Source organism: Methanobacterium sp., from assembly GCF_038562635.1.
Classification (GTDB): domain Archaea; phylum Methanobacteriota; class Methanobacteria; order Methanobacteriales; family Methanobacteriaceae; genus Methanobacterium_D.
Genome location: NZ_JBCFBO010000001.1, coordinates 401,065 through 426,289, shown reverse-complemented (window position 1 = coordinate 426,289; position 25,225 = coordinate 401,065). Strand labels below are relative to the sequence as shown.

The following is a 25,225-nucleotide window of genomic DNA, read 5'->3' as shown; positions in this document are numbered from 1 at the left end:
ATTGCAAATTAGAAACTTTATTCAAATTGGACATTTGGAAATAGCTAAATTTATTCGATTAATATTAGCCATGCAACTAATGATTTTAGGTCTTATAGGTTTAGATCAAATTGGGCTTCAAATTCCAGTATTAAGACAAATTATTGGATTTATTTATTTAACATTTGTGCCAGGTATACTTGTATTGAGACTTTTAAAAATACCTAAACTTGGTAATATATGTGTATTACTATATTCTTGCGGTTTAAGTATTGGAATTGTCATGTTTACCGGTTTTTTTCTTAATTTTAGTGGACTTTCTCATCCATTCTCTCTTTTCAATCTATTAATATCTTTAAGTGCAATAGTAATGGTTTTATTAGTTTTATGTTATATTTTTGATGATAAAAGTTATTTTAATGAAAATTTTATTAATTTAAATAGTTTAAATCCTACTGTGATCTTTTTATGTTTTTTACCAGTATTAGCTATTTTTGGCACTTATCTCATGAATTATTATAATCTTAATTACGTAATATTTGTGTTGCTTATACTTATCTCATTAATACCCTTTTTATTTAATAAAATAGATCCAAAATTTTTCCCAATAGCTATTTTAATGGTTTCATTAGCTCTTATATTGCATCGTTCTTTAATTTCATCTCAATTATGGGGATCAGATATTTATGAAGAATATTATTTTGCTAATTTAGTAGCTACTTCTACTGTATGGAATTTTTCAATTCCATCAGATGTCAATGGAATGTTAAGTATTGTTTCATTACCTATTATATACTCCATAATTTGTAATCTTAGTCTAGATTCAGTTTTTAAAATAATATATCCAATTATTTATTCAATTGTACCTTTAGGTTTATTTTTATTATTTGAAAGAAATACAAATAAGGAAGTTGCATTTTTAGCTACTCTATTCTTTATGTTTGTATCTGGATTTTATGGTGTATTACCTTCTTTAGCAAGACAAGAAATTGGGGAGCTTTTTTTTGTTTTATTAATATTATTAATTTTTGATAAGCGTGAGATTTCATTTAACAATTCATTTTTATTTGTATTTTTTAGTTTTTCTTTAGTTGTTTCACATTATGCGTTATCATATTTCTTTTCATTATTTATAGTTTTATTATTTATTTCTTTAATATTAATAAAAAATAAAGAAAGAACTAATATAACTGGAGTACTTTTCTTTTTAGTATTTGTAGTAGCATGGTACATGTATGCATCAGGTTCTTCTTCATTTAATAATATTGTAAACATATTTAATCATATGATTAATAGTTTTTATTCAGATTTTTTAGATCCAAGCTCAACTGAAGGCTTAGCTACAGTTTTAGCAGGTACTACATCTCTCTTATATTCAATATTGAAATACATTTATTTAATGGCAGAATTTTTTGTTGCTATAGGTCTATTAGCTGTTATATTACATTATATCTCTAAAAAAGTAAAATTTTTAAAAAATAGAATTAATAAATATACAATTTCATTGAATAGTTTCAATTTTACAATTGAATATTTATTTTTATCATTATATAGTTTTTTAGCAATAGCTGCTTCGATTATTATTCCCGAGTACTCTGGTAACTTTGGAACTTTGAGATTATTTTATTTAATGTTAATTTTTTTATCTCCATTTTTAATTATTGGGTTTATTATTCTTCTGGATTTTTTAAGGATTATTACTAAAAGAAAATCTACAAAAAGAAACTTCTCAAATTATTTAAAGGTTGCGTCAATTTTTTTAGTAGTGTTCTTATTATTAGATTCAGGAGTGATCCATCAGATAACAAACGATCCTAATCCTAATTCAATTTCGTTGTCTACCAATGAAAATTATAAGGAATCGGTATATGTATATTCGCAAGGAGAAATACAAGGTGCTTATTTCTTAAAACAAGTAATGAGTAATGATAATAATTCAAAAGTATTTACAGATATATTTGGAAGACAAATTTTAAGAGGCTATATTTATCCAAAAATAAGAATATTAGTTTTTAGAGAATCGGGAAGTCAATCTCTGGAAAATAAATTTATATTTTTTAGAAAATTGAATGTTGATGGAAAATTACAGATAATTCCAACTCAGAAATTATCAATTGAAAGACCTTATTTAGAACAGAATATACAAAATACTTCTTTTTATAATGAATTCTATTATAAAAATAAAATATATGTAGATGGAGATTCGGAGATATATAAATGAAAAGAATATTGTTTTTTCATAATACGTTAATGCCATATAGAACACCATTTTTTAGGATATTAGACAATTTATATAATATCAGATTAGTATTTAAGCAAATTGAAATTGCTTATAATCTTTATAAAATAGATATTTCACCAGAGATACAAAAAATAAAATTTATGAATTATAATATTTTAAAAAATCATTTTAGGTATATTAAAATAATTAATGAACTACTGAAACAAGATTATGATGTAATCGTTGATTCATTGGAATTCAACTGTATTTTATCCTTTATTTATGCAAAAATTATGAGAAAACCAATTATACTTTGGACTGAAGACTGGGGAGGAGATAATAGTTCCATTAGAAGAAAGATTTCATCTAAAGTTTCGAAGATTATTGCTAATTATTCAGATGCTTTAATAGTTCCGGGTTCTAAACATAAGGAATATTTAATATCATTAGATGTTACGTGTGAAAAGATATTTATTGTCCCAAATATTAGTGATATAAATGAAAATGATAGTAATTTAACTATTAATAACTTAAGAACTAAATTTAAGATTGACAATAAAAAAATAATTTTATATGTAGGTCGTTTAGTTGAACGTAAAGGTATTGATTTTTTATTAAATGCTTTTACCAAACTTAGGAATGAATTTGATAATGTTTTATTAATTATAGTTGGTGACGGAAACTATAAAAAAAATCTAGAATTTATGACCAAACAATTAGGAATTAGTGATTCTGTTTATTTTGTTGGACAAGTCGAAAATAAAGATTTAGATAGTTATTATTCTATTTGTAATATTTGTGTCATACCTTCGGTATCTAGTAAAATGAAAGATCCATGGGTATTTGTTGTTAATGAAGCAATGTATTTTGGAAAACCTGTAATAGTCAGTGATGCTGTAGGTGCAGCTTTTGATATGGTAAAAAAAGGTGAAAATGGATTTATAGTACCTGAAAAAGATGTTGATGAATTGTTTATATCAATGAAAACGATAATTTCTGATTTAAAATTAGAAAAAAAAATGGGTTTTAACTCTAAAAAAATTATTGAAGATAATTTTAGATATGAAAATATGATTGATGGGTTTAAAGAGGCTGTTGCATATGTTATGGACGGTGAATAAATGTCAAAGGTATTATTATTAGGTGCAACTTTTTCAAAAAATAAAGGCTCAGAGGCAATGTTAGTAAGTACGATAAAATCTATTAGAGAATGTATTGAAAATTCAGATTTTATATTATTATCCATTTTTCCAGATGAAGATTCCAAAAAAGCAGTTGAATATGATGTAAAAGTTAGTAAATATAGTACAAGTGTTTTAAACTATTTAGGCAATATTTTACTGTCTTTCTTTTATTATGTATTGAATAAACTAAAATTTGATACGAACGAAATGATATTGAATGCATTTTTAAAAAAATTTAAAGAATCAGATATTATTTTAGATTTAAGTGGGGATGGATTCAGTGATGATTATGGAGTTATAGAAACATTGGCATCTTGTTATGATATTTTATTATGTAAACTTTTAAATAAACCTATTGTAATATTTGCACAGTCTATTGGTCCATTTAATACTATATTAACCAAAAAATTATCTAAATTTTTTTTGAATAGAGTTGATATCCTCATAGTTCGAGAAAAAATTTCTAGAGATTATTTGATGTCTATTGGAATAAATAATAAGATATATTTAACTGCAGATTCTGCATTTTTATTAAAACCCGAGAAATCATCGGTAATTAATCAAATAGCATCGAATGAAGGATTGAATTTAAATAAGAAACATATAGTTGGAATTTCAGTTAGCCAACTTATTTTTGAACTTGATAGAAACCCTAAACATTCTAATTCTTATATAGAATTAATGGCTTATTTGGCGGATTATTTAGTTGAAAAATATTCTGCAAATATAGTTTTTATACCCCACGTTACAAGCAATAGTATTGATGATAGGTTCGTATCAAGAGAAATTTATAATTTAGTTGTCAATAAGGATAATATGGTTTTAATTGATGGAGAATACTCTGCAGAGGAAACAAAGGGAATTATTAGTAAATGTGATCTATTTATAGGTGCAAGAATGCATGCAAATATAGCTGCAACTTCGATGCATGTTCCTACGTTAGCTATAAGTTATAGTCATAAATTTTATGGTATAATGGAAATGTTAGATGTAGATGATTATGTTTATGATTTTCATGAGATTAATAAGGAGAATATTACAGCAAAAATTGATCTTTTGTGGAATAACAGATTTGAAATCAAAAAAACATTAGAATATAATGTTAGAAAATTAAAAAAGTGTGCATTTCAGAATATAGAACTTGTAGATGAGTTTTTAAATGTTAACAACAAAAAATAGAATATCATTCTATTTTTTTGATTTTTTTGAAAATTTTTATTAGGTTAGTCATTAATGGCCACATATATCTTTTTAATGAAACATTTAAGATAATATAAAGAAATATTGAGTTTAAGTAATCTGTATTTTTGTAGTTGTAATTATAAGTTGGAATTTTATAGAATGGTATTTCCTTTCTAAAAAATTTTAGAATATTCATACGTGTAATTAAAGATATATTTTTAAAATAAACTTTATCAAATTGTGATTTTAACAATTTTTCATGAATCAATGGATTTAATGTTAATTTATCTTTTGATAAGACTTTTTTTAATATATTTTCTCCTCTCGAATTTCTGATAATTATAAGTGAAGTACCTATTTTGTCAATTTTTTCTATCTCTGGCAACCATGCATCTCCAAATGAAATATCCGATAATAAAGCAAATATATCACAGCATAATGTGCATCTTATTGGATAAAAAAACTGTCCAAATCCATCTCCCCAATAGTTTTCTAAAATAGATTCATTATTTTTAAAAGTAATTTCCATCTTTGGTATCCAGCCTCCAGATCTATAGTTAATTTTTTTAATATTATTATTGTTTATTTTTTTACTATATAAGAAATATTCAGTTGCTACTAGATTAGGAGTATGATTACATAGTATGCCTATATGTAAAATAATTTTGTCTTTCAATGTTTTATTTATTAATTCAGCTTTTCTTATTCCAGTTATTTGACAAGGTAATCCTACTACTGCAAACTTTTCATTACTTGATTTTATGATTTCATCAAGGACCATATTGGTTGGTACGGGACAGTATTTAGATCCTGAGGCTTCTATGATTTCCTCTTCTGTACGGGCAATGAATGGTTCTGGTTCTAAAGGTTTATCTTTTCTCATTCGAGTAACTAATGCACCGTCAATTATATTATTATTTAATGCAAAAATTAAGATTTGTGTTATTAAACCTCCTGATGAAGAATTGTATCTAATATGGGGATCTTTTGAATAACCTGTGAATGATTTAATGTAGCTTCCAATTATCGGATCTTCAATTTTTTTATTAAATATGTCCTTATTTAAACCTTCAAAGTCAATTTCAGAACCAGGACATATTTGATAACAAATTCCACATCCATTACATTTTAATTTATTAACATTAGGAATATAAATGCCCTTTTTGGAATTTATTTGTATTTTAATTGCTTTTGAAGGACATAAAGGGATACAAGTTCCACAACCAGTACAAAGATTGTTTTCAGTAATCTCCAAAATATTTTTATTTATCATTAAACCACTTTTCTTTTTTAATAATAAAGGCTATTAACAAATTAGATAACCCATATCCAATTAGCCATGCATATCCAATACCCATTATTCCTATTTTTATCATGAGTATATAACTTAATATAATTAATGCTATAAAATTAAAACCACTAACTAAAATTAATTTTTTTATATCATTTTGTACTTTTTTTATTGAATAATATAATTGACATATAGTAACAAAATATGTGGATAAAATGATTAGTTTAAGAAGCTCTATTCCGCTAGTACTATAATTTTTACCTATTAATCCTAATAGAATTCCTCCAAAGAAATATAAAATAATTATTAAGGGAGTTGTAATTGCGAATACTGAAATTAATGATTTTAAAGTATTTTTCTTTAAGGATACACCATGGCTGCCTTCAACAAACAATGATGTTCCGAATGAAGTTGGAAATATGTAGATTAATGAGCCAATTGTAAAACTTATATAAGAGTATGCAGTTGCTGCTGGTCCTAAAATATTTAAAACTAATATGGGAAGTAAGAGTGTAGGTAAAGAATTAAACAAGCCAAAAATGTAGGTTCCAGTAGAATATTTAAATGACTTCTTTAGAAATTCTTTATTTATACCTTTAAATTGTATTTTAAATACTACAAAAAGGATAACTAATGAAAATATTAGTGCAAAAAGATAAGATACTCCAATTGCATAAAATATACCTAAAACTCCAAAAATCATGAATAAAAATAAAAATATAACTCTGGAGCTCATTAAGATTCCTTGAACAAAATAATATTTGGCTTTTCTAAGCGCAACTAAAGATATTCCACTTATACTTGTTAAAGAAGTGAATAAAACAAATAAAATGAATAAAATTGGATATTCTTTTGCAATAATCAATTGAGGGGACCATATATTGACACCTAAAAGGAATATAATTGATAATAATAATGATGACAAAAATGTAATAATGAGAGAATTGCTAAATATTTGACTTTTATTTCCCTCTGGAATAAATCTTATTGTTGTTTGATCAAGTCCTAATAATGATAATGTTGATATTAATGTCATGGCGGATACTAAAGCGGTTGAAATGCCTACGTATTCTGGAGGATATAATTTTGCAGCTAATATCCAAAATATAAATCCAAAACCTGCACTTGTTAAAGAATATAGGATTAAAAAAATTGAATTTTTATTTAATGGGTCATTAATATATAACTTAAAATAATTAAAATATTTAGTTTTTAGATTCATTATTAACACTCAATTTTTAAATTTATGAACAATGGATTAATGTAACATTTTTAAAGTTAAATATGTTATAATTGCATGAAAAATAGATTATGTTCATGAAATAGTGAAGTACTTGAAAAAATAGTGATAATTATACTTAACTTCCAATATAATTAGCTAAATAGGGGTCTCCAGTATACCATCTAACAAGTGCTTTTTTATTTCCCTTTGAAACGTTGAATGTATTTGCTTGCAATGGATAAGATGTTTTTGCACTTACCGTCTTGATTGTACCATTAGATAATGTAATATTAGCGCTAACCCCATTGTAAGATGTTGTAATTATCATATCTTGAGGAATATAAATTTGTATTGTCCTTTTTGAATTAGGTCCATTGGCATAAACAATGTTAGCCGCATTTGCAATAGTATTAACAGCATTACTTGCGCCAGACACATCAGAAATATCATTAGCTGAATCTATAGAAGGCCCAACCAAATAGGTGATCATAGCCCCAAAAACAACGAAAATTACGACCAGCAGTAATAGATATTCTACTGATAACTGCCCCTTATTATCCATTCCTCGTTTAAACATAAGTCTCAATTAGTATCTTATTTTCACGTTTATATAAATATTGTCATTATTATATTAAACAAATTGTCACTGTTTGCATGGATTGCATAAGTAATAGTATAATAATATTAAATAGAAACATATCCACGCTTTAAATAATATTACTAATTTTTGCCGCGGCTTAAATTTTTAAACAGAATTATTTTATACTTCTCCTATTTTTAAACCAAACAAAACAAAATAAACAACTACAGCAGGACACATTGCAAGCAGCGTGATATGCCAGTCATCATTGAGTATAACATTAAGAGCCCGTGAATTTTATAAAAATGAGAACATCAGGACCATACCTAATTAGGAGATGTAGAGATGAAAATATTTGCTCGATAAACTTTACATGGTTTAAAAAAACACTTGCCAATGGTTTGTCAGCAGCTTGGATAATATTGAAAGAAGTGTAATTTTAAAACAGTAAAAATAAAGATTGTTTACTAAATTACAGGGCTCTGAAAATGTTATTTGTTTTAATTAAACTAGAATTTTATAGTTTAAATAATCTCAAAGATAGATGAATCATATAAATTTGGAGTATTATAAACCGAAGTAAGTACTCAAAAAACATGAATATTTGGTATAATGTAACTTATTGGGTAATTTTTGAGAATTTAGATGATTAATGGCTTTGATAAGTTATATTTTTCTTTAATTACATTTATCTGCTATTTTATACATTATTTGGGATATTTTTTTTAAATTAATGAAGATTTAATTTGTTATAATGTTATGAATATTACTTAAAATATATAATACTAATTCTAAGTATTTGATACTTAATATTAATGTTTTATATATAATTTATTACTATAACTACGATTAATATAACAGATAAATTAATATAATACTTTTGTATGAATAAATATATCAATATGCCTGTTTGAATTAACTAAAAATCATAATATCTTAGCAAAAACTTAATATGAGGAGTATGAATTATTAATTGGTTAATAAATAATAGTGGACTTATTGTGGGAATTTATAAAGAAATTATGTATTGATTACTGGTACTTGAAGAGGTATGATTAAATATTAAAAATCTATGACTGAGGCCGAAGATTGTCTTAAAATGCAGGTAATAGGTTTAAAAATGAATCAAAAAATGAAAGTACTTTTTATTACACAGCATTTTCCTCCAGAAAAATCAGCTAATGCTTTTAGGATATCAGAATTAGCGTATAATTTAAATGAATTAGATGTAAAGCCCATCATTTTCGCTCCACATCCTTCATTTCCAACCAGAACATTTGAAAGAAATTGGAAAATCCTGAAATTAAAAAATAGTGGGGGCATTAAATTATTTAATATATGGTCATGGCAGTCTACATCTAAAGACCCAGGATTTGTAAGTAGAATGTTTTATTATTTAATTTTCCCATTACATGCTTCTATATTAACTATTCTCTATTTTAATAAATTTGATTTAATTATAACATCTAATCCTCCAATATTTACTGCTATAACTGGACTATTTTCAAAGGTGATATTAAATAAAAAATGGATTATTGATTCTAGAGATTCGTGGATAGATGCATCTATAGCTTTAGGATTTCTTAAAGAAGGATCTCTACCTGAGAAAATTAGCAGAAAATTTGAAAAAATCTGTTATTCCCGTACAGATATGATTTTAGCTACTACAAAAGAACTGTCCAAAAATATAGTAAATCTGTACCAGACAAATAAAAAGATAGTTTTAATTCCTAATGGCGCGGATACTGACTTTTTTTATCCATGCAGTGTTAAAAAAAAGAATCATATTTTATTTTTAGGTAATATTGGCCATGCTCAAGACTTAAAAAAATATATTCTAGCAATGAAATTTATCGTAAAAAAACACGACATTAAACTCCTTATTGTTGGAGATGGTGATACTAAAGAAAATTTAGAAAAATTTACTTTATCACATAATTTAGGAAATATAGTGATTTTTAAGGGATTAATTCCAAGAAAAAATGTTCCAAAAGTTATTTCGGAGAGTTTAATAGGAATTGCACCTATGAAAAAACTAAAAACATTGAATTATATGGCCCCAGTAAAGACTTATGAATACATGGCATGCGGTGTTCCTTTTGTTGCAAGTGGTATTGGTGAGGTAGTAAATCTTGCAAGGGAGTCAGGAGGAGGAATAATTACAGATGATACCCCAGAAGAAATTGCAAAAACTATTAATGGGTTATTAGATGATCACCAGAAATTAATTGAAATGGGAAAAGCAGGAAGAGAATATGTTAAACAACATTATGACCGTAAAAATATAGCTTTTGAGCTTAAAAAATGTATAGAACAACTAAGTTGAATTAATATCAAATATGCGTCAAATTATTTACAAGTAGTGTAAAAGTTGGTATAACATGAATCAAATTAGAACGTTATTGGTGTCAGCAAATTATCCTAATGAATTTTTTCATTGGACACCTTGGAATAGGGCTGCTAATATAGCAATTTCTAAAATGGATAATGTTAAAACTGAAGTTGTTACACCACTGCCGTTTTCACTTCCATTTAAGTTTTTTCCATATAGTAACCTTACAAAACTCCCTTTAATTGAATGCTGTGAAGAAGGAAAGATTCATAGGCCAAGATTTCTTTATATGCTGCCTCAAAAATTATTTTATAGTGTAATTGGAGAATTTTATAAGCAATCTATTCCTAAATATGTGCTAAATAATCTAAGTAAGCATGATATTGTCCATTCTCACCAATCATATCCTGATGGATATGGGATGATAGATTTATGTGAAAAATGGTCTGTACCTCTTGTAATCGATATTCATAGTTCTGATTCTGTTTTAACATGGTTAAATCATCCTTCTGTTAATACAAAATTTATGGAGACTTTGAATTATTCCAGTAAAATTATATGCATTAGTGATAGTCTAAGGGATATGATTAAAGATTTGGGGATAAATGATGAAAAAATAGAATCAGTTCCTATGGGTGTTGATACAAATAAATTCAAGCCTAGGGATAAAGATAGAATAAAAGAAGAATTTAAAATAAAAGAAAAAAAAATTATACTTTTTGTAGGGCTTTTAATTGAAAGAAAAGGAGTTAATTATCTTTTAGAGTCAATTTCTTTATTAGAGACATCCTACAAAGAAGATTTTAAGATTATAATTATAGGAGATGGCCCTGAGAAAAGCAAACTTTTAAATTTGTCTAATAAATTAAATTTAAAAGATAAAATTTCTTTTTTAGGCGAAGTTAGGGGAGATGAATTGTTAAAATGGTATTCTATAGCGGATATTTTTGTTTTACCGTCTTTAGCTGAAGGTAGGCCAATTGCCATTTATGAGGCAATGGCCAGTGAATGTGCAGTTATTGCTACCGATGTAGATGGGGTTCCTGAACAAATTAAAGATGGTTATAATGGGTTTCTTGTAAATTCAAAAGATTCGATTGCATTATCAAAGAGAATTAAAATTTTACTCGAAAATGAAGATTTAATGGTTGAAATGGGAAAAAACAGTAGAAAACGTCTTATAGAAGAAGAGTGGACCTGGAATGGATATGCTAAACGAATAATTGAGGTATACAATAGGGTTGTTTAATAATTGGGGTGTTTCATGAGGGAAAAAATAACTCTGGTTGCTGATATGGATCTGAGTAAAATGAGCGGTGATGTTATAAGAACAATAGCATTTGCAACCGAACTTCAAAAAAATGGATTTAATGTCACCCTTTTGACACCAAAGCCTAATGGTAACATATCATTTGAACTAGATGGGATTAATATGGTTCATATGGCTATACCATATAATGGAGGATCTGTATTAAATATTTTTAATAGAACATTTTCCCTAATTAAAGAAGCAAAAAAATTAAGGAATAATCCTTTAATTATTGAAACAAGTCCTTTAGGTGGATATTTTGCTCTTTTTGGGTTCTCTAATTACATTTTAGATGTTCATGGGATACATTTCAGTGAAATTGATTATGCTGCGCCTCCATGGTATATTTCAAAAAGAATTTATAAAAAACTTATTAGGTTTTTGGAGAAGTTAGCCTTAAAAAAAGCTTTTAAGATAAATGTTGTTTCTGAAAACATGGCACAATTCATTATTACAGAATTTAATGTACAAAAAGAAAAAATTACAGTTATACCTAACGGTTATTTCAATTCTAAAGTCATAGAAGTTTCAAAAAAAGTAATTAAAGAGAAAAAAGGTGCAGTAACATTTGTAGGTAATCTTGCCAAGTGGGCAAGGGCAGATAAGATAGTTAATGTGGCTAAAGTTCTAAAAAATGAAGAGGTTACATTTTATATAGTTGGGGGTGGCATTTACAGTCAAAAATTAGAAGATCTTGTAGATAAATACAAACTATCTAATATAGTTTTTACTGGATATGTCCCATTAGAACAAGCTTATGAAATGATAGCAAGTTCACAAATAATGCTTTTACCGTTCCCTCAAGATATTTGTACTGAAGTGGCATGCCCTATTAAAGTTTTAGAGTATATGGCATTTGGTAAAGCCATGGTTATTGATGAAGTTGATGAGATTTCGAAAATATTAAAAGAAAATAGTGCGGCTTTAGTATGTGATCCTGATAATGAAGAAGATTTTGCTGAAAATATCCGTTTTTTATTAAAAAATGAGAAAATGAGAAGAAAAATTGGAAATAATGCACGATTATTATCTAAAGAATTTTCTTGGGAAAACCAGGGCCAAAAATTAGTGGAAGTTCTGGAGAATATCAATGGATAAAAGTGATAAACCAGTTAAAATGTTAAATTTCTTCAAAATGAATAACTGGGGAATATATAAGTTTCTAAACACTATACTTGTTATTCAAACTTTTTTATTAATTTTTTTAGTATTAGATCGTGTAGGTATACATATTCCTATCTTAAGGGAAGTTACTGCAGTAATATACCTGTTATTTGTCCCGGGTATTTTAATTTTAAGGATTCTCAGGCTGCATGATCTAAACAGTGTTGAAACACTCTTGTATTCTGTAGGATTAAGCATTACAAGTATAATGTGCATTGGGTTCATTATGAACCTGATTTATCCAATTTTAGGGATATTAAGCCCTATTTCATTACCTTATTTAATAGTAACTATTTCAGCTCTTGTTTTAATCTTATGCCTTTTAAGTTATATCATGGATAAAAATTACTGTAATGAGGAATATATAAACCTGAAAGACTTCTTATCCCCTTCACCTTTATTTTTATTCATTATACCTTTTTTTGCTGTAATCGGCACTTATTTAATGAATTTTTATCAAAATAACCTGGTTTTAATGTTGATGATTATAACTATTTCATTTGTAGTTATTTTGGTGGCATTTGGTAAAATCGGGGTAAAATGGTATCCACTGGCAGTTTTCGTAATTGCTGTATCTTTATTGTTCCATACGTCATTGGTATCCATGAACTTATGGGGTTGGGATATATTACAGGAATATAACTTATCAAATTTGGTTATTGCCAATGCTTACTGGAACTTATCTCTGCCGTTTGAAATAAATGCAATGTTGAGTATTACAATTCTAGCACCTATCCTCTCTTTGATAAGCAGCTTAAATTTAGTTTGGGTTTTAAAAATAATATATCCTTTGATCTTTGCTTTAGTGCCGTTAGGTTTATATTTAATCTTTAAAAAGCAAACCAACGCAAAAATAGCATTTTTATCCGTTTTCTTTTTCATGTTAGTATTCACTTTTTACAGGGAATTACCTCAATTAGCCAGACAGGAAGTTGCAGAACTATTTTTTATGCTGATAATTTTATTGATGATTGATTTAAAGATGAATAAACTTAAAAGAAATATTTTATTCATTGTTTTTTCATTTTCAATGATAATTTCTCATTATGGATTATCTTATATAGTTATGCTGTCCATTTTAGTATTTTATATCCTTGTTGAAGCATTGAAAAAGGATATAATATTAAATACTGCCCAAAAATTAAAAATAAAGTTAAGTTTAACTGCTAATTTAAATAATAACCTGCAAATGTTAAGTTCTTCATTTATTTTGTTTTTTATAATATTTGCATTATCATGGTACCTCTATGTTTCAAGCTCTTTTCTAATTGAAAGAATTTTGGATATTGGTGTGCATATTTTAAATAGTATTTCAATGGATTTTTTAAGTCCAGAGACTTCACAGGGGTTAACAGCGTTTACAGTTAGTATATCTTCTCCTCTCCATAAGATACCTGCATATATCAATTATTTATTTCAGGCATTTATTGTTATGGGGATATTAAGTGTAATTAAAAATCATGAGTATAAATTCAAAACAGTGTTTGTATTATTTGCCCTTATAAATTTGGGAATATTAATTTTAAGTGTAATACTTCCATTCTTTGCAAGTTCACTTAACTTGACACGTATTTACCATATAACCTTATTCTTTTTAGCCCCATTTGCAGTTGTTGGTGGAATTTATTGTTTTAGAATTGTATACAAGGTTTTCAAAAGGAAGTGGACTGCTGATAGTTTAAAAATGTCAATAAGAATTTTAAGCATCCTTCAGATTTTATTATTCTTATTTTTTACAGGATTTATTTATGAAATTACACAGGATGAACCTACATCTTTTTCCATAAGCAGTGTTGATTATCCAGTTTTCAGTGATCAGGATGTTTTATGCGCTAAATGGCTATATGATTTCAAAAATAGTAATATAACTTATACTGATATTTATCGGCAGCAGCTTTTTAAGAGTTTAGAGTTGAATATAAGCATGATTAGAACATTAAATCCAAATAATAACTTTTGGGTTTATCCTGATTCTTATATATTCATTGGAAAATTTAACACGCTAAATAAACTTGTTTTTGTTTCAAATTCAAGTAAATCAAGCGAAGGATATTATGTAGATATTGAAGGGGTTATAGATAATAAATCTTTATTGTATTCTAATGGCTTTTCTCAGATATATTATAGAAGTAATTATTGAGTTGGGAGTTTACTTTAAATTTATATTTTTAAATTTTTTCCAATTACCTTAGCAGGTATTCCTGCCACTATTGAATCATTAGGAACGTCTTTTAACACCACTGCATTAGCACCAATCCTTGAATTATTACCTATTGTTATATTACCTAAAATTTTAGCACCTGCTCCTATTTGTACATTATCTCCTATAGTTGGATATTCATTTAATTTTTTCTTTAAACCTATTGTCACTCCTTGAAAAACTGAAACATTTTTGCCTAGTTTACCTCCACCAATTATTATACACTGATTATGAGGTAAAAGTAGGCCGGGTCCAATTTCTGCTTTACTTGATATTTCACTTGAATTAAAGATTAAATCAAAGAATTTAAAAGGATAATAAAAGCTTTTATTATTTTTATATAAATAATTAGATATTCTGTAGCAAAATACTGCTCTAAATCCTCTACTTACGACAAAATAAGCAAAAATATAGAAAACATTCATATGTACTGAAATTTCATCATCATTGTGATATTTATGATATCTAGATAAATCTTTATTTATTAGATCTCTAGTTTTATACATTAAAATACCTCTCTTTTAAGTCTAATCAATATATTACTGATTAACATCTTAAGTTTTGATTATTTTTTTAAACAGATTAATATCATTTTTTGTAAAAACTTTAAACAAAACTAAGCTCAAGAAATATGTAATGAGCGATATAACGGTTATTACGGTTATATTTATGTTATTAACAGATAAATAATAAATCAATAGGCTAGTAATTGTTATGGCTAGTATGGGTTTAATTATAATATCTTGAATTTGAATTTTGCATATGTACTTAGAAATATAATAAAAACATAGTCCTAAAGAGGTTAATTCTGTAATTACAGTTATTATTGAAGCTCCAATATAACTAAGATATGGAATAAAGATTAAATTTAAAGTTATATTAATGATCATGCATATAAAAAGTATTTTTAGAAGTATATTCTCTTTATTTATTGATATAAGGAATGTCCTGGACATATATGTTAAAAAAATTGGGGGAATAGTCCAGATAAGAATTTGAAGTGCAATAATTGACTCAGCAAACGCGGTCCCATATATTAATATAATAATTTTATCAGCCAGGAAAGTGGTGCACATTGCAATTGGTAAACTTATCAAAAATAAATACTTAAAAGATTTCTGATAAGAAACTTCAAGGGATTTTTTTGATGATATATGGAATTTAGAAAGTAGAGGATAAATTGAAAGAGAAAAAACGGAAGGAATAAATGTTAAGGCCACCATTAAGCTGTATGATGCTGTATATATTCCAACTGCTATATTTCCCTGTATTAAAGATAAAATTATAGAATCTATTTTAAAATATACTAATGAAAAAATAAAAGTTAAAGAAAGGGGCAGTGAACTCTTAATTATTATTTTGGATAGATTCCAGTTAAATTTAGGTTTGGATAAAAAAAATTTCCAGGTAAAAGTTGAATAAGCATATGCTAAAACAATTAACCCTGCTATAAAATAGATTAATGCAAATTTTAAAAGATCGAATTTGTAGGTTATTCCAATAATTACTCCTGTAAAAATCAAAAGACTATTTAAAATCTGGCCTATAGATTGATATTCCATTTTTTCAAATGCCTGGAAAATTGAATAAAAAAACATTGAAAGGTTACTAAATAGTGTAAATAGTGCTATTAAATATACAACATATAGATTTTCCAGGGAGTAACCCATTAAATTAACCAGTAATATAATTAGTCCAAATGTAATCAAAGATAAAATTAATTTAATGGTTATAATGTTTCCTGTATACTCTTTTATAATATTTTTATCTCTTGCTATTTCTCTAGTAACAAGTGTATTTAGGCCTAAATCGCTTAAAATACCTATGATTCCAGTAAAAGCTAGGGCAAATGATAAAATACCAAAATTTTCAACTCCAAGATAACGTGCAGAGTATATGGTATACAGAAAAGCAAATACATAACTTAATAGATATGCTATGAGTAATAATCCTGTATTTTTGAATATTCTTTGAACTGTGTTCATATGATTATTCCTTTAATTTTCAAGATTTATTTTAAATATTGTATTAAAGTTCTCAAAAATGAAATTAATTTATATTTTCTTTTTTTATTATCTTCTTTTATTATTAAGATAATAAAGCGTAGTTCTTATTTCCTGTCCAGAAAATTTTAACATTAGTATATTATTGGTTTTTATGTATTTTTGTAATATCAATATATTGTATTAAACTTAATTTATTTAATTCACATAACTTAATTTATTCCAATTTATAATACCATTTATTAAGCTTTTAATTTATATAATTTAGGTTTATAATGTTTTAATATATAATCACAAGTTTTATAATCGTATAAAATACTTATATTAACATAATATTATTTTTTTTATTTATTTTAAGTTTTAGTAAAACAAATAGATTAAATAATAGCTTAAATTAAACTAAATTCATCTAATTAAATTTAATAAATATTATTTTTGTATTAAAAATATTAAAATAGTTACTAATCCGTTTTTACTGTGAAAAAAGTCACAAAATTGAACCATTAAGTTTTTATACTTCCTGTTAATACATTATTATACATTATTATGGAAAATTTATTTTAATTAAAGTGAATTTTCTGTAATGGGCATATGGAGGTGAAAAAGAATGCAAAATATGAAAAAAGTAGCTTTGCTGCTATTTTCAATAATTTCCATACTCGCTATCAGCGGAACAGTGTCGGCAGCGACACTCGAAGTTGGACCCGGACATACTTATTCTACAATTCAATCAGCGATAAACGCTGCAAATTCTGGAGACAAAATTATTGTCTATGATAACAGCGGTGCAGCTTATACCTACAACGAAAACGTGAATATAAATAAAGCAAATCTTAACTTTTCAACAAATGGAAATGTTACTGTAAAGGCTTCAAATACAAATGGTGATACTTTTGCAGTGAATGCCAACAATCCAATTATCAGCGGATTTACAATAACAGGTGCAACAGGTACAACAGCTCATTCTAACGTTGGTTCATCAGGAATCTACGTTGCAAATACTTACACCGCTACTATCTTAAATAACATTATAACAGGCAACTACAATGGTATTTATACCAATGGCGGAACATCCACCATCACAAATAACGTCGTTAATGCCAACACTCATGATGGTATTTCAACAGCAGGTACCAGTACAATTACAGGCAACACTATTACAAACAATGCCAATGGAGTAGATGTTAGATCAGGAACAGGTACAGTAAAAAGTAACACTATTACGAATAACAGGGATAATGGGGTTGCTGTAGAAAGCGCTTCTGCATCGAATCATGCAACAGCTACAATTCAAGGTAATGAAATTAGCTACAACAGCAATAATGGTATTTACTTTAGTAAAGGAGTTGGTAAAGCCTTAAGTAACAGCATTACAAATAACGGTGCGTCTGGTATTAGAGTAGTAGGGATAATAAGTGGATTTCCTACAATAAATTTCAACAGAATATTAAATAATAGAGTGCACGGCATATATCTTATATCAGGGATAGGAACCCTTAATGCAGAAAACAACTGGTGGGGTAAAAATACTGGCCCAACTACTGGATCTGCAGTTGGAACCGATACTTGTGATGAAGGTACATTAACTACACTTGATGCCAGTCCGTATATAAAACTCAGGGCAACTGCATCACCAGGTACAATTAACAACTATCAGACATCTCAGATTACAGCAGATTTAACATGGAACTCAAATAATGTGCAGCCTACTGGCGGCTATGTTCCAAATGGAATGGGTGCTACTTATTCTGTAAATTCATTTTATGGAACTGTGGACAGTCCAGCTTCTACAACAAACGGTAAAGCAACTTCTACATTCCATGCCAATGCATACACCCCAACACAGGTAACAGCACCAATCTCTGTTACAGTAGACGGCGTTACAGTTCCTGTGAATGTGGTGATTAATGCGGTGGTTGCCAATATTGGCATGACAATAACTAACAACGCCACTAATTCTAATGTCAATCCTTATGATATAATAAAGTATACTTTGACTTTGCATAATGCTGGCCCTCAAGATGCACATAATGTTGTACTTACCACTGTTCTGCCTTTAGGTTTAGCATGGTATTCTAGTCCAGATGGAACATGGAATTCAACTACAAGGACTATTACATGGGTTATAGGGACAATAGGCAATACAGCAGATATTATTAAAACTTTTGAAGTGCAAGCTTGTAATGTTGGTGCAGGTCAATGTTTAGCACCTGTTGCCAGTGAAAATCATACTGAGTATCCTGGAAGCAGTACAATAACAAGTAATCCGCTGTATATTAACAAATCACCAGTCGCTGTTTCAGTAACTGATAATACAAATGGTGGAAAGGTTAACGTTGGTGATTATGTAACATATACGATAACACTGCATAATGCAGGCCCTGATAATGCGGAGAATGTTTGGCTTAAAGTAATGCCATTAAACTTTGGATTGACCTATGTTTCCAGTGATGGCGGAGTTTATGACACATCGAGTAGAAGTATTATCTGGAATAACCTTGGAACTATAGCTCCTGGCGCTGACTTAGTTAAAACATTTACAGTGCTTGTAAATATCAACGGTGCAGGTAAAAATGTGCCAGTTAATGTATACCAGCAAAATGCTGCTACTAGGGCGTATACAACAGGAACTGACAGCATTTATGTGAAAAAATCGGTTTTAAGCATGACTTTGGCGGATAATACGACTGGGGGGCAGGCTCATGTCGGTGATTTAATTACTTATACAGTAACCATTCATAATGCAGGTCCTGACGACGCTGAAAATGTTAGTGCCCAAATTCTACCTTTAAGTTGTGGATTTGACTTTGTGTCATGTTCTGCTGGTGGGGTTTACAATAGCACTGCAAAAACCATAGCTTGGGACAGTTTAGGCAATGTTTCTAGTGGGGGAGATGTAGTACTTACTTATACTGTGCGTGTTAACAGCATAATAGCAGGTAAAACTATAACCAGCACTGCATCCGCCTGTCAGACGGGTTATACAACAAGACCAAAAGCGACAGACACCGTAAAAATTGTATCCTAGAAATTTAGCACATATCTAAATCCTTTTTTTTATTTTTTTGGAGTTAAATTAAACTTTTCGTCGTGAGTATAATTTTCAGATTTAAATTTAGTTAGTGAATTGTTTGAACTGGAGGAAAATGCAATGAAAATTACAGTCATTGGTGCAGGATATGTAGGGTTGGTTACAGCAGTTTGTCTAGCTGATCTTGGTAATGAAGTGCTGTGCGTTAAAAAGAGCTCAAATAAACTTGCTGAACTTAAACAGGGCTTAGCACCCATATATGAACCATATTTACAGGAAATGCTTCAAAAGAATCTTGGAGAGGGCAGAATAAAATTTACAAATAAAATGATGGAAGGAGTAGATTTCAGTGATATAATATTTATTTGTGTTGGTACTCCTGAAAATGAAACTGGAAAAGCGGATATGTCTCAAGTTGAAGAAGTATCAAGGCAAATTGCGGCAAAAATGGATTCTTATAAACTTATAATAGAAAAATCTACTGTTCCTGTTAATACACATAAACTAATTAAACGAACGATAGGAAGATATGCGCGAAAAGATTTGGAGTATGATATAGCATCTAATCCTGAATTTTTAAGGGAGGGCTTTGCTGTTTGTGACTTTATGAATCCTGATAGAATTGTTGTAGGCGTTGAAAGTAAACGTGCAGAGAACTTATTATGTGAATTATATAAACCATTTACAGATAACGGCAGTACTTTGTTTGTTACTGAGATTGCAGCTGCAGAAATTATTAAATATGCTTCTAATTCGTTTTTAGCCCTAAAAATTTCATATATTAACCTGCTTGCGGATCTATGTGAGAAAACAAGTGTAGATATTAATGGGGTTGCAGATGCTATTGGTGCAGATAACCGAATCGGAAGAGATTTTTTAAATGCAGGCATTGGTTATGGAGGGTCCTGTCTTCCAAAGGATGTCAAGGCATTTATTAACATAGCTGAGACTTATGGAATTAATTTTAGCCTTCTTAAAGAAACTGAAAAGATAAATAAAAATAGAAGAAAACATTTTGTAAAAAAAGTAGAGGACATTTTGTGGATAACTAAAAATAAAAAAATAGCAGTATGGGGATTATCTTTCAAACCTAATACTGATGATATACGAGAAACACCGTCATTGGATATAGTTACTAGTTTAAGGGACTCTGGTGCTTACTTGAGATTATATGATCCAGAAGCAAAGGATAATTTTAAAAGAGTAGTGCCTGAAAACAGTCAAATCAAATATTTCGAAGACAAATATGACACTTTAATAAATGCGGATGTACTTTTAGTTATTACAGAATGGGATGAATTTAAAGATGTAGAATTGGATAAAATGAAAAAATTGATGACTTTACCGATTATAGTCGATGGTAGAAATATATTTGATCCTGAAATCATGGAATATAATGGGTTTGAATATTATGGCATTGGAAGGGTTCCTGTAAAGTCTGCAAGTAAAGAAGAAAGCTTTGAATATATTATAGGGAATGGTTCTAATGTTGAAAATGTATGAATAAGATTTCTTTAGTTCTTTATCATGATATTAATGAGATCTGAGATGTGTTTAATAGTAATTTTATTCTCTATTTAATCAATTCTGATATAATATTTCATAGTTAGGTCTTATTTTGCATTACTTTTCTTTTTAAACCAGGCAAAATAAACAACCACTGCAACATGTGATATGCCAGTCATCGTCAAGTATAACGTTAAGTCCATGAATTCCATGAAATGACTATGCTTCCGTTTAAATTTGTTAAGAGTAAATTAAGTGCATAATGGGTTGCAACTCCAAATCTAAAAGCAATAAGACTAATTTTTTTTGAAAAACAGAGTGATATCGATGCTATAATTTATGAACCCGCCGGCAGGTGCATGGGTATTAGAAATTCTCCACTTTTACGCCATAGCCGTCCATGCAAATGGATATGTGTTATTCCGTGTTTTATTTATGCTTTAGATCTTTTACAGCATTGTAAACTCGATTGTTTTTACTTTTATGGTAAAATGACCTTTAAATGGAAAATTATTAAAAAGAAGCTGTTAATTTAGTGAAATATTAATAAAAATCTAGACTCTCCTATTTTTTATAGGGAGTTGAATTTCCCCTATTTTTTCTGTAAATTTTACTCCAATATTAGTTCCTTTTCTTAAAAGCCATTCAAAGCCTAAAATATATTTATGCGGTCTCCATAATTTCTCAAGTAATATTAAAGCTGTTACTGCAAAAATGAAAAAACTCAGGTTGAGGATAATTGGATTTGTTTTTAAAACAAAAAAACCTGTTACAACAAAACTAACATAAGAAACGTAGTACCCGGTTAAAGATATTCTTCCTAAGTTTCTTACAGGCTTAAATATTTTGTTAAACCTGCCTTCAATATCTATGACTCTTAAAAGTAAGAATGTAATAAAAGTTGTAATGCTTGATATGGTTAAAAACTCTAAGAAAAAGTCACGTCCTTGAATTGTAAAATTATATGGAATTAAATATAATATTCCTAAATTTAGTACCATAAATACTGCTGAATATGCTAAAAATTTGTTACTGGTTTTTAAATTTAAATTCCTGTTTTTGTAGGCTTCAAATGCAATCTGGCCGACAATAAAATAACAAACTCCAGGTAATATTTGTATACTTCCAGTTAAAAATAATAGCGACTGGATATGGTAGTTGGTAATTATAAATGTCAATAAATAAATTAGGATGATTGCAGTTACTTTTAGTTTGATGCTATTTTTAATGAGTAGTCCTATAATGTAACCAACTGCTATTATTAGAAATATATCACCAATAAATATGGATACATCCCTTGCAAGGAATAAGTTCCCTATTAACGTCACTGCAGCTGTTAATAAGAATAATAACACCGCTCTCCAGAGCACTTCTAAGTAAATGGAGGATCTTACTTTATTTTGCCTTGACTGGATTAATAATTGATAACTTACTCCAGATATAAAAATAAATGAGGGTGCTGCAAATAAATATGCCCATTCTGACAAAATTGGCACAATAAATCTAATATGGGCTTCTACCATTAAAAGGACTGCAATTCCCCTTGCAATATCTAGAGACATAAATCGTTTTGGAATTTTATTGTTTATTAATTCCATAATACTAAATTGGTAAATTATCATAATAAAGATTTCTATTTTTATGTGAAAATTTTCTTCAATTCTTTATCATGCATCTAATATAAAATATAATTAATAAATCTATTAGTCCAGTTCGGTATTTAATGCCCTATTTTGTAGTTAATGTTTTATTTACATTAATTCTCTTTTTAAACCAGACAGAAACAAAGTAAACAACCATAGCAAGCCCTACTGTAAGTATGGTGATATTTAAATCGTCGTCGGGTATAATGTTAAGGGTCCATGAGTTCCATGACAATGGGAACAGCATTACCATACCTCCATTTAAATTAATGAGGAGCAGGTCAAGTGTGTAGTGGGTTGCGACCCCGAGCACTAAAAGCGACAGGACTAATTTTTTCTTTTCTTTAAAAAAGAGGGTGAATATGCCTGCAATAATTAGGGAACCTATCGGTAGGTGAACTGGCATTAAAAAATTTTCCACTTTTATACCCATAAATCCCAGGGGTATCGTTATTTTAAACAGGTCAGGAATCAGAGCCCCTGCCATGCACACCACGGTATAAGCAGGGTTAATCTCTTTGTATTTAAAGCTCAGGATCGTGCACAGTATCCATGCAGCCAGCAGGTGTGTAATCCAGTCCGGCATTTTACTGTCTCCTCCTCAAAAATTCGAACCTTTTGAAGTCAAACTTCCAGTACCAGAAAAATATGAATATAAAGACAATTAAAGCAAGTGCAGACCTGAATATTATAAGTTCATAGCCGTGGTTTGTTTCAACATATACTTCAGTGCTGTTTATAGTATAATTATGTCCCAGTATCCCGAGCAGCTGTATATAGTCTATTGGTTGAACCTTTTTACTGGATGTTACATTGTAAATTATATCCAGGTTATTGCCGTCTCTAAGACAAAAACCATTATTAGTTGGCTTGGTTACACTTCCAGTGATGTATACTAGCGAGCCTTCAGGGTAGTGTGATTCAATGGCTGCTGTAGATGGATATTTTAGGTTATCATTATAATAATTATGGTAATAGAAACACAAACTCAGTAAAATAAATGCTAATAATAACACCGTGGCAATCCGTTTAAGATCCATAACTATTAATTAATTTTCATGATTAATAGGTATTACTATTTTAACAGATATGTATAAAAATTATCTTTGTGAATAATTACTTCCAAAAAAAAAACAATTTTTGATACAATTTTCACTTTGTTCGCTATACATCGATATAACGAAATAAATCTCCTATTTTCAAAACCAGATATCAAAATTAGATCTATTGAGAAATTACCATAAATAGACAGCCACATGTATACTGGCCATGTCATTTATGTACATTTTCATGAATTAATCGCATAATCTGAATTAATAGCAAATAATGATTAAGTTTGGGATAGTTAATTGAGAAATAGTATGTTTTGAGTATTATATTGATTTGTTCTTGAAATAAAAATAAAAAATAGTAAAATTAAATTCTTTTGTTATTTAATTTTCACGCTGAAACTTTCTTCTCTCTCTAATTTTGGAGCTTCAACAGTTAAAACACCGTGTTCGAAGGTAGCTTCTGCTTCATTAGGTATCACCTTTTTAGGGAACCTTACAGTCCTCCTCATGACACCGGATTTCCTATCATGGAGTGTTATGTAATTTCCATGTTCCACTTCAAGTTCAATATTGAATTCTGCTTTAACTTTTAATTTGGTCTCAGTCAGGTTTAATTCGATATCTTCTTTATTGATACCTGGTAAGTCCACGTGAACGATTACACTTTCGTCAGTTTCGATTATATCCTTCCCAGGGACGAATGTATAATCAACAACTGACCTTTCAAGGTCCTGCTTCATACTGTCGATTGTTCGGGATGTGTCTTCAAGCATTCTTTCAATTAAACCTTTCCTATCTAAAATAGTCCTTTTTCTATATCTTCTATCATGCATTTTATCGGCCTCATTTTTTGAGTCAGTATTATATTTGGTTTGTAAACTATAAATATTTACTTCTAGGTGGATGGTAGGAAGATATGGTTTTATAATTAGGATTAACCTTTAGAACTTAGATATTTATAGATCGTAAAAGTTAGGATATATAACCTGGATGTACGGTTTTACTTAATGAAAAACGGTATTTATAATGATTTTCAGGCATTTATGCCTTGTTATTACCGTAATCAAGACTAAATTAGGTTGGAAAATAAAATAATCTCAAATTTTCAGGTTAATTTTACAAGTATCGGACAGCCGATAGATTTATATATCAATAAAACTAATCTTTTAAACAGAGCCTTAATTGTTATCTAAGTATTATGGTCCTTTATCGGTCCTGTTTTTAGATATAACTATAAAATTTTATTTTAAGGATTTATAGGGATCTAGGTAATAATTGAAGGGGACATATCGTCATTTTCCATATTACGTCTTAAAAACCATTTTA

At 28.4% G+C, this 25,225-nt stretch carries 18 protein-coding genes; 9 read left to right on the top strand and 9 right to left on the bottom strand.

Annotated elements, in window-relative coordinates; all coding sequences use genetic code 11:
- The first annotated feature begins 1 nt into the window (after nt 1).
- The 3 genes from AAGU07_RS01995 to AAGU07_RS01985 are packed head-to-tail and all read left to right on the top strand — an operon-like array spanning nt 2 to nt 4,563.
- Nucleotides 2-2,200, top strand: a complete 2,199-nt coding sequence (locus tag AAGU07_RS01995; protein ID WP_342457548.1) for a DUF2206 domain-containing protein — start codon at nt 2-4, stop codon at nt 2,198-2,200.
- Nucleotides 2,197-3,321 (top strand): glycosyltransferase family 4 protein, encoded by a 1,125-nt coding sequence (locus AAGU07_RS01990; protein ID WP_342457547.1) that lies wholly within the window; start codon nt 2,197-2,199, stop codon nt 3,319-3,321. The genes AAGU07_RS01995 and AAGU07_RS01990 overlap by 4 nt, the downstream gene beginning before the upstream one ends.
- A complete protein-coding gene (locus tag AAGU07_RS01985; RefSeq protein ID WP_342457546.1) occupies nt 3,322-4,563 on the top strand; it encodes a polysaccharide pyruvyl transferase family protein in 1,242 nt (413 codons plus the stop codon). It begins immediately after the preceding gene.
- Nucleotides 4,564-4,567: 4 nt separating this feature from the next.
- Here the strand turns inward: AAGU07_RS01985 and AAGU07_RS01980 are convergent, their stop codons facing one another.
- The 3 genes from AAGU07_RS01980 to AAGU07_RS01970 form a co-directional block, all read right to left on the bottom strand.
- Nucleotides 4,568-5,839, bottom strand: a complete 1,272-nt coding sequence (locus AAGU07_RS01980; RefSeq protein WP_342457545.1) for a Coenzyme F420 hydrogenase/dehydrogenase, beta subunit C-terminal domain — start codon at nt 5,837-5,839, stop codon at nt 4,568-4,570.
- Entirely contained in the window at nt 5,829-7,079 is a 1,251-nt protein-coding gene (locus AAGU07_RS01975) for an oligosaccharide flippase family protein (RefSeq protein WP_342457544.1), read from the bottom strand. The genes AAGU07_RS01980 and AAGU07_RS01975 overlap by 11 nt, the downstream gene beginning before the upstream one ends.
- Before the next feature lie 136 nt (nt 7,080-7,215).
- The gene (locus AAGU07_RS01970; protein ID WP_342457543.1) at nt 7,216-7,656 is read right to left on the bottom strand and encodes a hypothetical protein; all 441 of its coding nucleotides are present in this window, start codon (nt 7,654-7,656) and stop codon (nt 7,216-7,218) included.
- Nucleotides 7,657-8,779: 1,123 nt separating this feature from the next.
- Between AAGU07_RS01970 and AAGU07_RS01965 the strand changes: the two genes are divergently transcribed.
- Genes AAGU07_RS01965 through AAGU07_RS01950 form a run of 4 tightly spaced genes read left to right on the top strand, consistent with a single transcriptional unit; the run spans nt 8,780 to nt 14,604 of the window.
- Nucleotides 8,780-9,985, top strand: coding sequence for a glycosyltransferase family 4 protein (locus AAGU07_RS01965; protein ID WP_342457542.1), 1,206 nt, complete (start codon nt 8,780-8,782; stop codon nt 9,983-9,985).
- Nucleotides 9,986-10,040: 55 nt separating this feature from the next.
- Nucleotides 10,041-11,240 carry a glycosyltransferase family 4 protein gene (locus tag AAGU07_RS01960; RefSeq protein ID WP_342457541.1) on the top strand — a complete coding sequence of 400 codons (1,200 nt, stop codon included), beginning with the start codon at nt 10,041-10,043 and terminating at the stop codon, nt 11,238-11,240.
- A 15-nt stretch (nt 11,241-11,255) separates the two neighbouring features.
- Nucleotides 11,256-12,398 (top strand): glycosyltransferase family 4 protein, encoded by a 1,143-nt coding sequence (locus tag AAGU07_RS01955; RefSeq protein WP_342457540.1) that lies wholly within the window; start codon nt 11,256-11,258, stop codon nt 12,396-12,398.
- Nucleotides 12,391-14,604 (top strand): DUF2206 domain-containing protein, encoded by a 2,214-nt coding sequence (locus AAGU07_RS01950; RefSeq protein WP_342457539.1) that lies wholly within the window; start codon nt 12,391-12,393, stop codon nt 14,602-14,604. Before AAGU07_RS01955 ends, AAGU07_RS01950 begins: the two co-directional genes overlap by 8 nt.
- 20 nt (nt 14,605-14,624) lie before the next feature.
- On the opposite strand, the gene AAGU07_RS01945 is transcribed toward AAGU07_RS01950, so the two are convergent.
- Nucleotides 14,625-15,170, bottom strand: coding sequence for a hypothetical protein (locus AAGU07_RS01945; protein WP_342457538.1), 546 nt, complete (start codon nt 15,168-15,170; stop codon nt 14,625-14,627).
- 48 nt (nt 15,171-15,218) lie between these two features.
- Entirely contained in the window at nt 15,219-16,649 is a 1,431-nt protein-coding gene (locus AAGU07_RS01940; protein WP_342457537.1) for a flippase, read from the bottom strand.
- Nucleotides 16,650-17,274: 625 nt separating this feature from the next.
- Between AAGU07_RS01940 and AAGU07_RS01935 the strand changes: the two genes are divergently transcribed.
- The gene (locus AAGU07_RS01935) at nt 17,275-19,695 is read left to right on the top strand and encodes a right-handed parallel beta-helix repeat-containing protein (protein WP_342457536.1); all 2,421 of its coding nucleotides are present in this window, start codon (nt 17,275-17,277) and stop codon (nt 19,693-19,695) included.
- A 123-nt stretch (nt 19,696-19,818) separates the two neighbouring features.
- Nucleotides 19,819-21,201: a UDP-glucose/GDP-mannose dehydrogenase family protein gene (locus AAGU07_RS01930; protein ID WP_342457535.1), complete on the top strand. Its 1,383-nt coding sequence runs from the start codon at nt 19,819-19,821 to the stop codon at nt 21,199-21,201.
- 557 nt (nt 21,202-21,758) lie between these two features.
- Here AAGU07_RS01930 and AAGU07_RS01925 read toward each other — a convergent pair.
- From AAGU07_RS01925 to AAGU07_RS01910, 4 genes are all read right to left on the bottom strand, one after another.
- A complete protein-coding gene (locus AAGU07_RS01925) occupies nt 21,759-22,766 on the bottom strand; it encodes a heparan-alpha-glucosaminide N-acetyltransferase domain-containing protein (protein WP_342457534.1) in 1,008 nt (335 codons plus the stop codon).
- Nucleotides 22,767-22,932: 166 nt separating this feature from the next.
- Nucleotides 22,933-23,433, bottom strand: coding sequence for a metal-dependent hydrolase (locus AAGU07_RS01920; RefSeq protein ID WP_342457533.1), 501 nt, complete (start codon nt 23,431-23,433; stop codon nt 22,933-22,935).
- A 1-nt stretch (nt 23,434) separates the two neighbouring features.
- A complete protein-coding gene (locus AAGU07_RS01915) occupies nt 23,435-23,887 on the bottom strand; it encodes a hypothetical protein (protein ID WP_342457532.1) in 453 nt (150 codons plus the stop codon).
- A 389-nt stretch (nt 23,888-24,276) separates the two neighbouring features.
- Nucleotides 24,277-24,732: an Hsp20/alpha crystallin family protein gene (locus tag AAGU07_RS01910; protein ID WP_342457531.1), complete on the bottom strand. Its 456-nt coding sequence runs from the start codon at nt 24,730-24,732 to the stop codon at nt 24,277-24,279.
- Nucleotides 24,733-25,225 lie beyond the last annotated feature (493 nt).

What these genes read in the sequence shown, in the direction of transcription:
- AAGU07_RS01990 (WP_342457547.1), top strand. Translation starts at nt 2,197, where the DNA reads ATGAAAAGAATATTGTTTTTTCATAATACGTTAATGCCATATAGAACA.
- AAGU07_RS01985 (WP_342457546.1), top strand. Translation starts at nt 3,322, where the DNA reads ATGTCAAAGGTATTATTATTAGGTGCAACTTTTTCAAAAAATAAAGGC.
- AAGU07_RS01980 (WP_342457545.1), bottom strand. Translation starts at nt 5,839, where the DNA reads ATGATAAATAAAAATATTTTGGAGATTACTGAAAACAATCTTTGTACT.
- AAGU07_RS01975 (WP_342457544.1), bottom strand. Translation starts at nt 7,079, where the DNA reads ATGAATCTAAAAACTAAATATTTTAATTATTTTAAGTTATATATTAAT.
- AAGU07_RS01970 (WP_342457543.1), bottom strand. Translation starts at nt 7,656, where the DNA reads ATGTTTAAACGAGGAATGGATAATAAGGGGCAGTTATCAGTAGAATAT.
- AAGU07_RS01965 (WP_342457542.1), top strand. Translation starts at nt 8,780, where the DNA reads ATGAATCAAAAAATGAAAGTACTTTTTATTACACAGCATTTTCCTCCA.
- AAGU07_RS01960 (WP_342457541.1), top strand. Translation starts at nt 10,041, where the DNA reads ATGAATCAAATTAGAACGTTATTGGTGTCAGCAAATTATCCTAATGAA.
- AAGU07_RS01955 (WP_342457540.1), top strand. Translation starts at nt 11,256, where the DNA reads ATGAGGGAAAAAATAACTCTGGTTGCTGATATGGATCTGAGTAAAATG.
- AAGU07_RS01950 (WP_342457539.1), top strand. Translation starts at nt 12,391, where the DNA reads ATGGATAAAAGTGATAAACCAGTTAAAATGTTAAATTTCTTCAAAATG.
- AAGU07_RS01945 (WP_342457538.1), bottom strand. Translation starts at nt 15,170, where the DNA reads ATGTATAAAACTAGAGATCTAATAAATAAAGATTTATCTAGATATCAT.
- AAGU07_RS01940 (WP_342457537.1), bottom strand. Translation starts at nt 16,649, where the DNA reads ATGAACACAGTTCAAAGAATATTCAAAAATACAGGATTATTACTCATA.
- AAGU07_RS01935 (WP_342457536.1), top strand. Translation starts at nt 17,275, where the DNA reads ATGCAAAATATGAAAAAAGTAGCTTTGCTGCTATTTTCAATAATTTCC.
- AAGU07_RS01930 (WP_342457535.1), top strand. Translation starts at nt 19,819, where the DNA reads ATGAAAATTACAGTCATTGGTGCAGGATATGTAGGGTTGGTTACAGCA.
- AAGU07_RS01925 (WP_342457534.1), bottom strand. Translation starts at nt 22,766, where the DNA reads ATGTCTCTAGATATTGCAAGGGGAATTGCAGTCCTTTTAATGGTAGAA.
- AAGU07_RS01920 (WP_342457533.1), bottom strand. Translation starts at nt 23,433, where the DNA reads ATGCCGGACTGGATTACACACCTGCTGGCTGCATGGATACTGTGCACG.
- AAGU07_RS01915 (WP_342457532.1), bottom strand. Translation starts at nt 23,887, where the DNA reads ATGGATCTTAAACGGATTGCCACGGTGTTATTATTAGCATTTATTTTA.
- AAGU07_RS01910 (WP_342457531.1), bottom strand. Translation starts at nt 24,732, where the DNA reads ATGCATGATAGAAGATATAGAAAAAGGACTATTTTAGATAGGAAAGGT.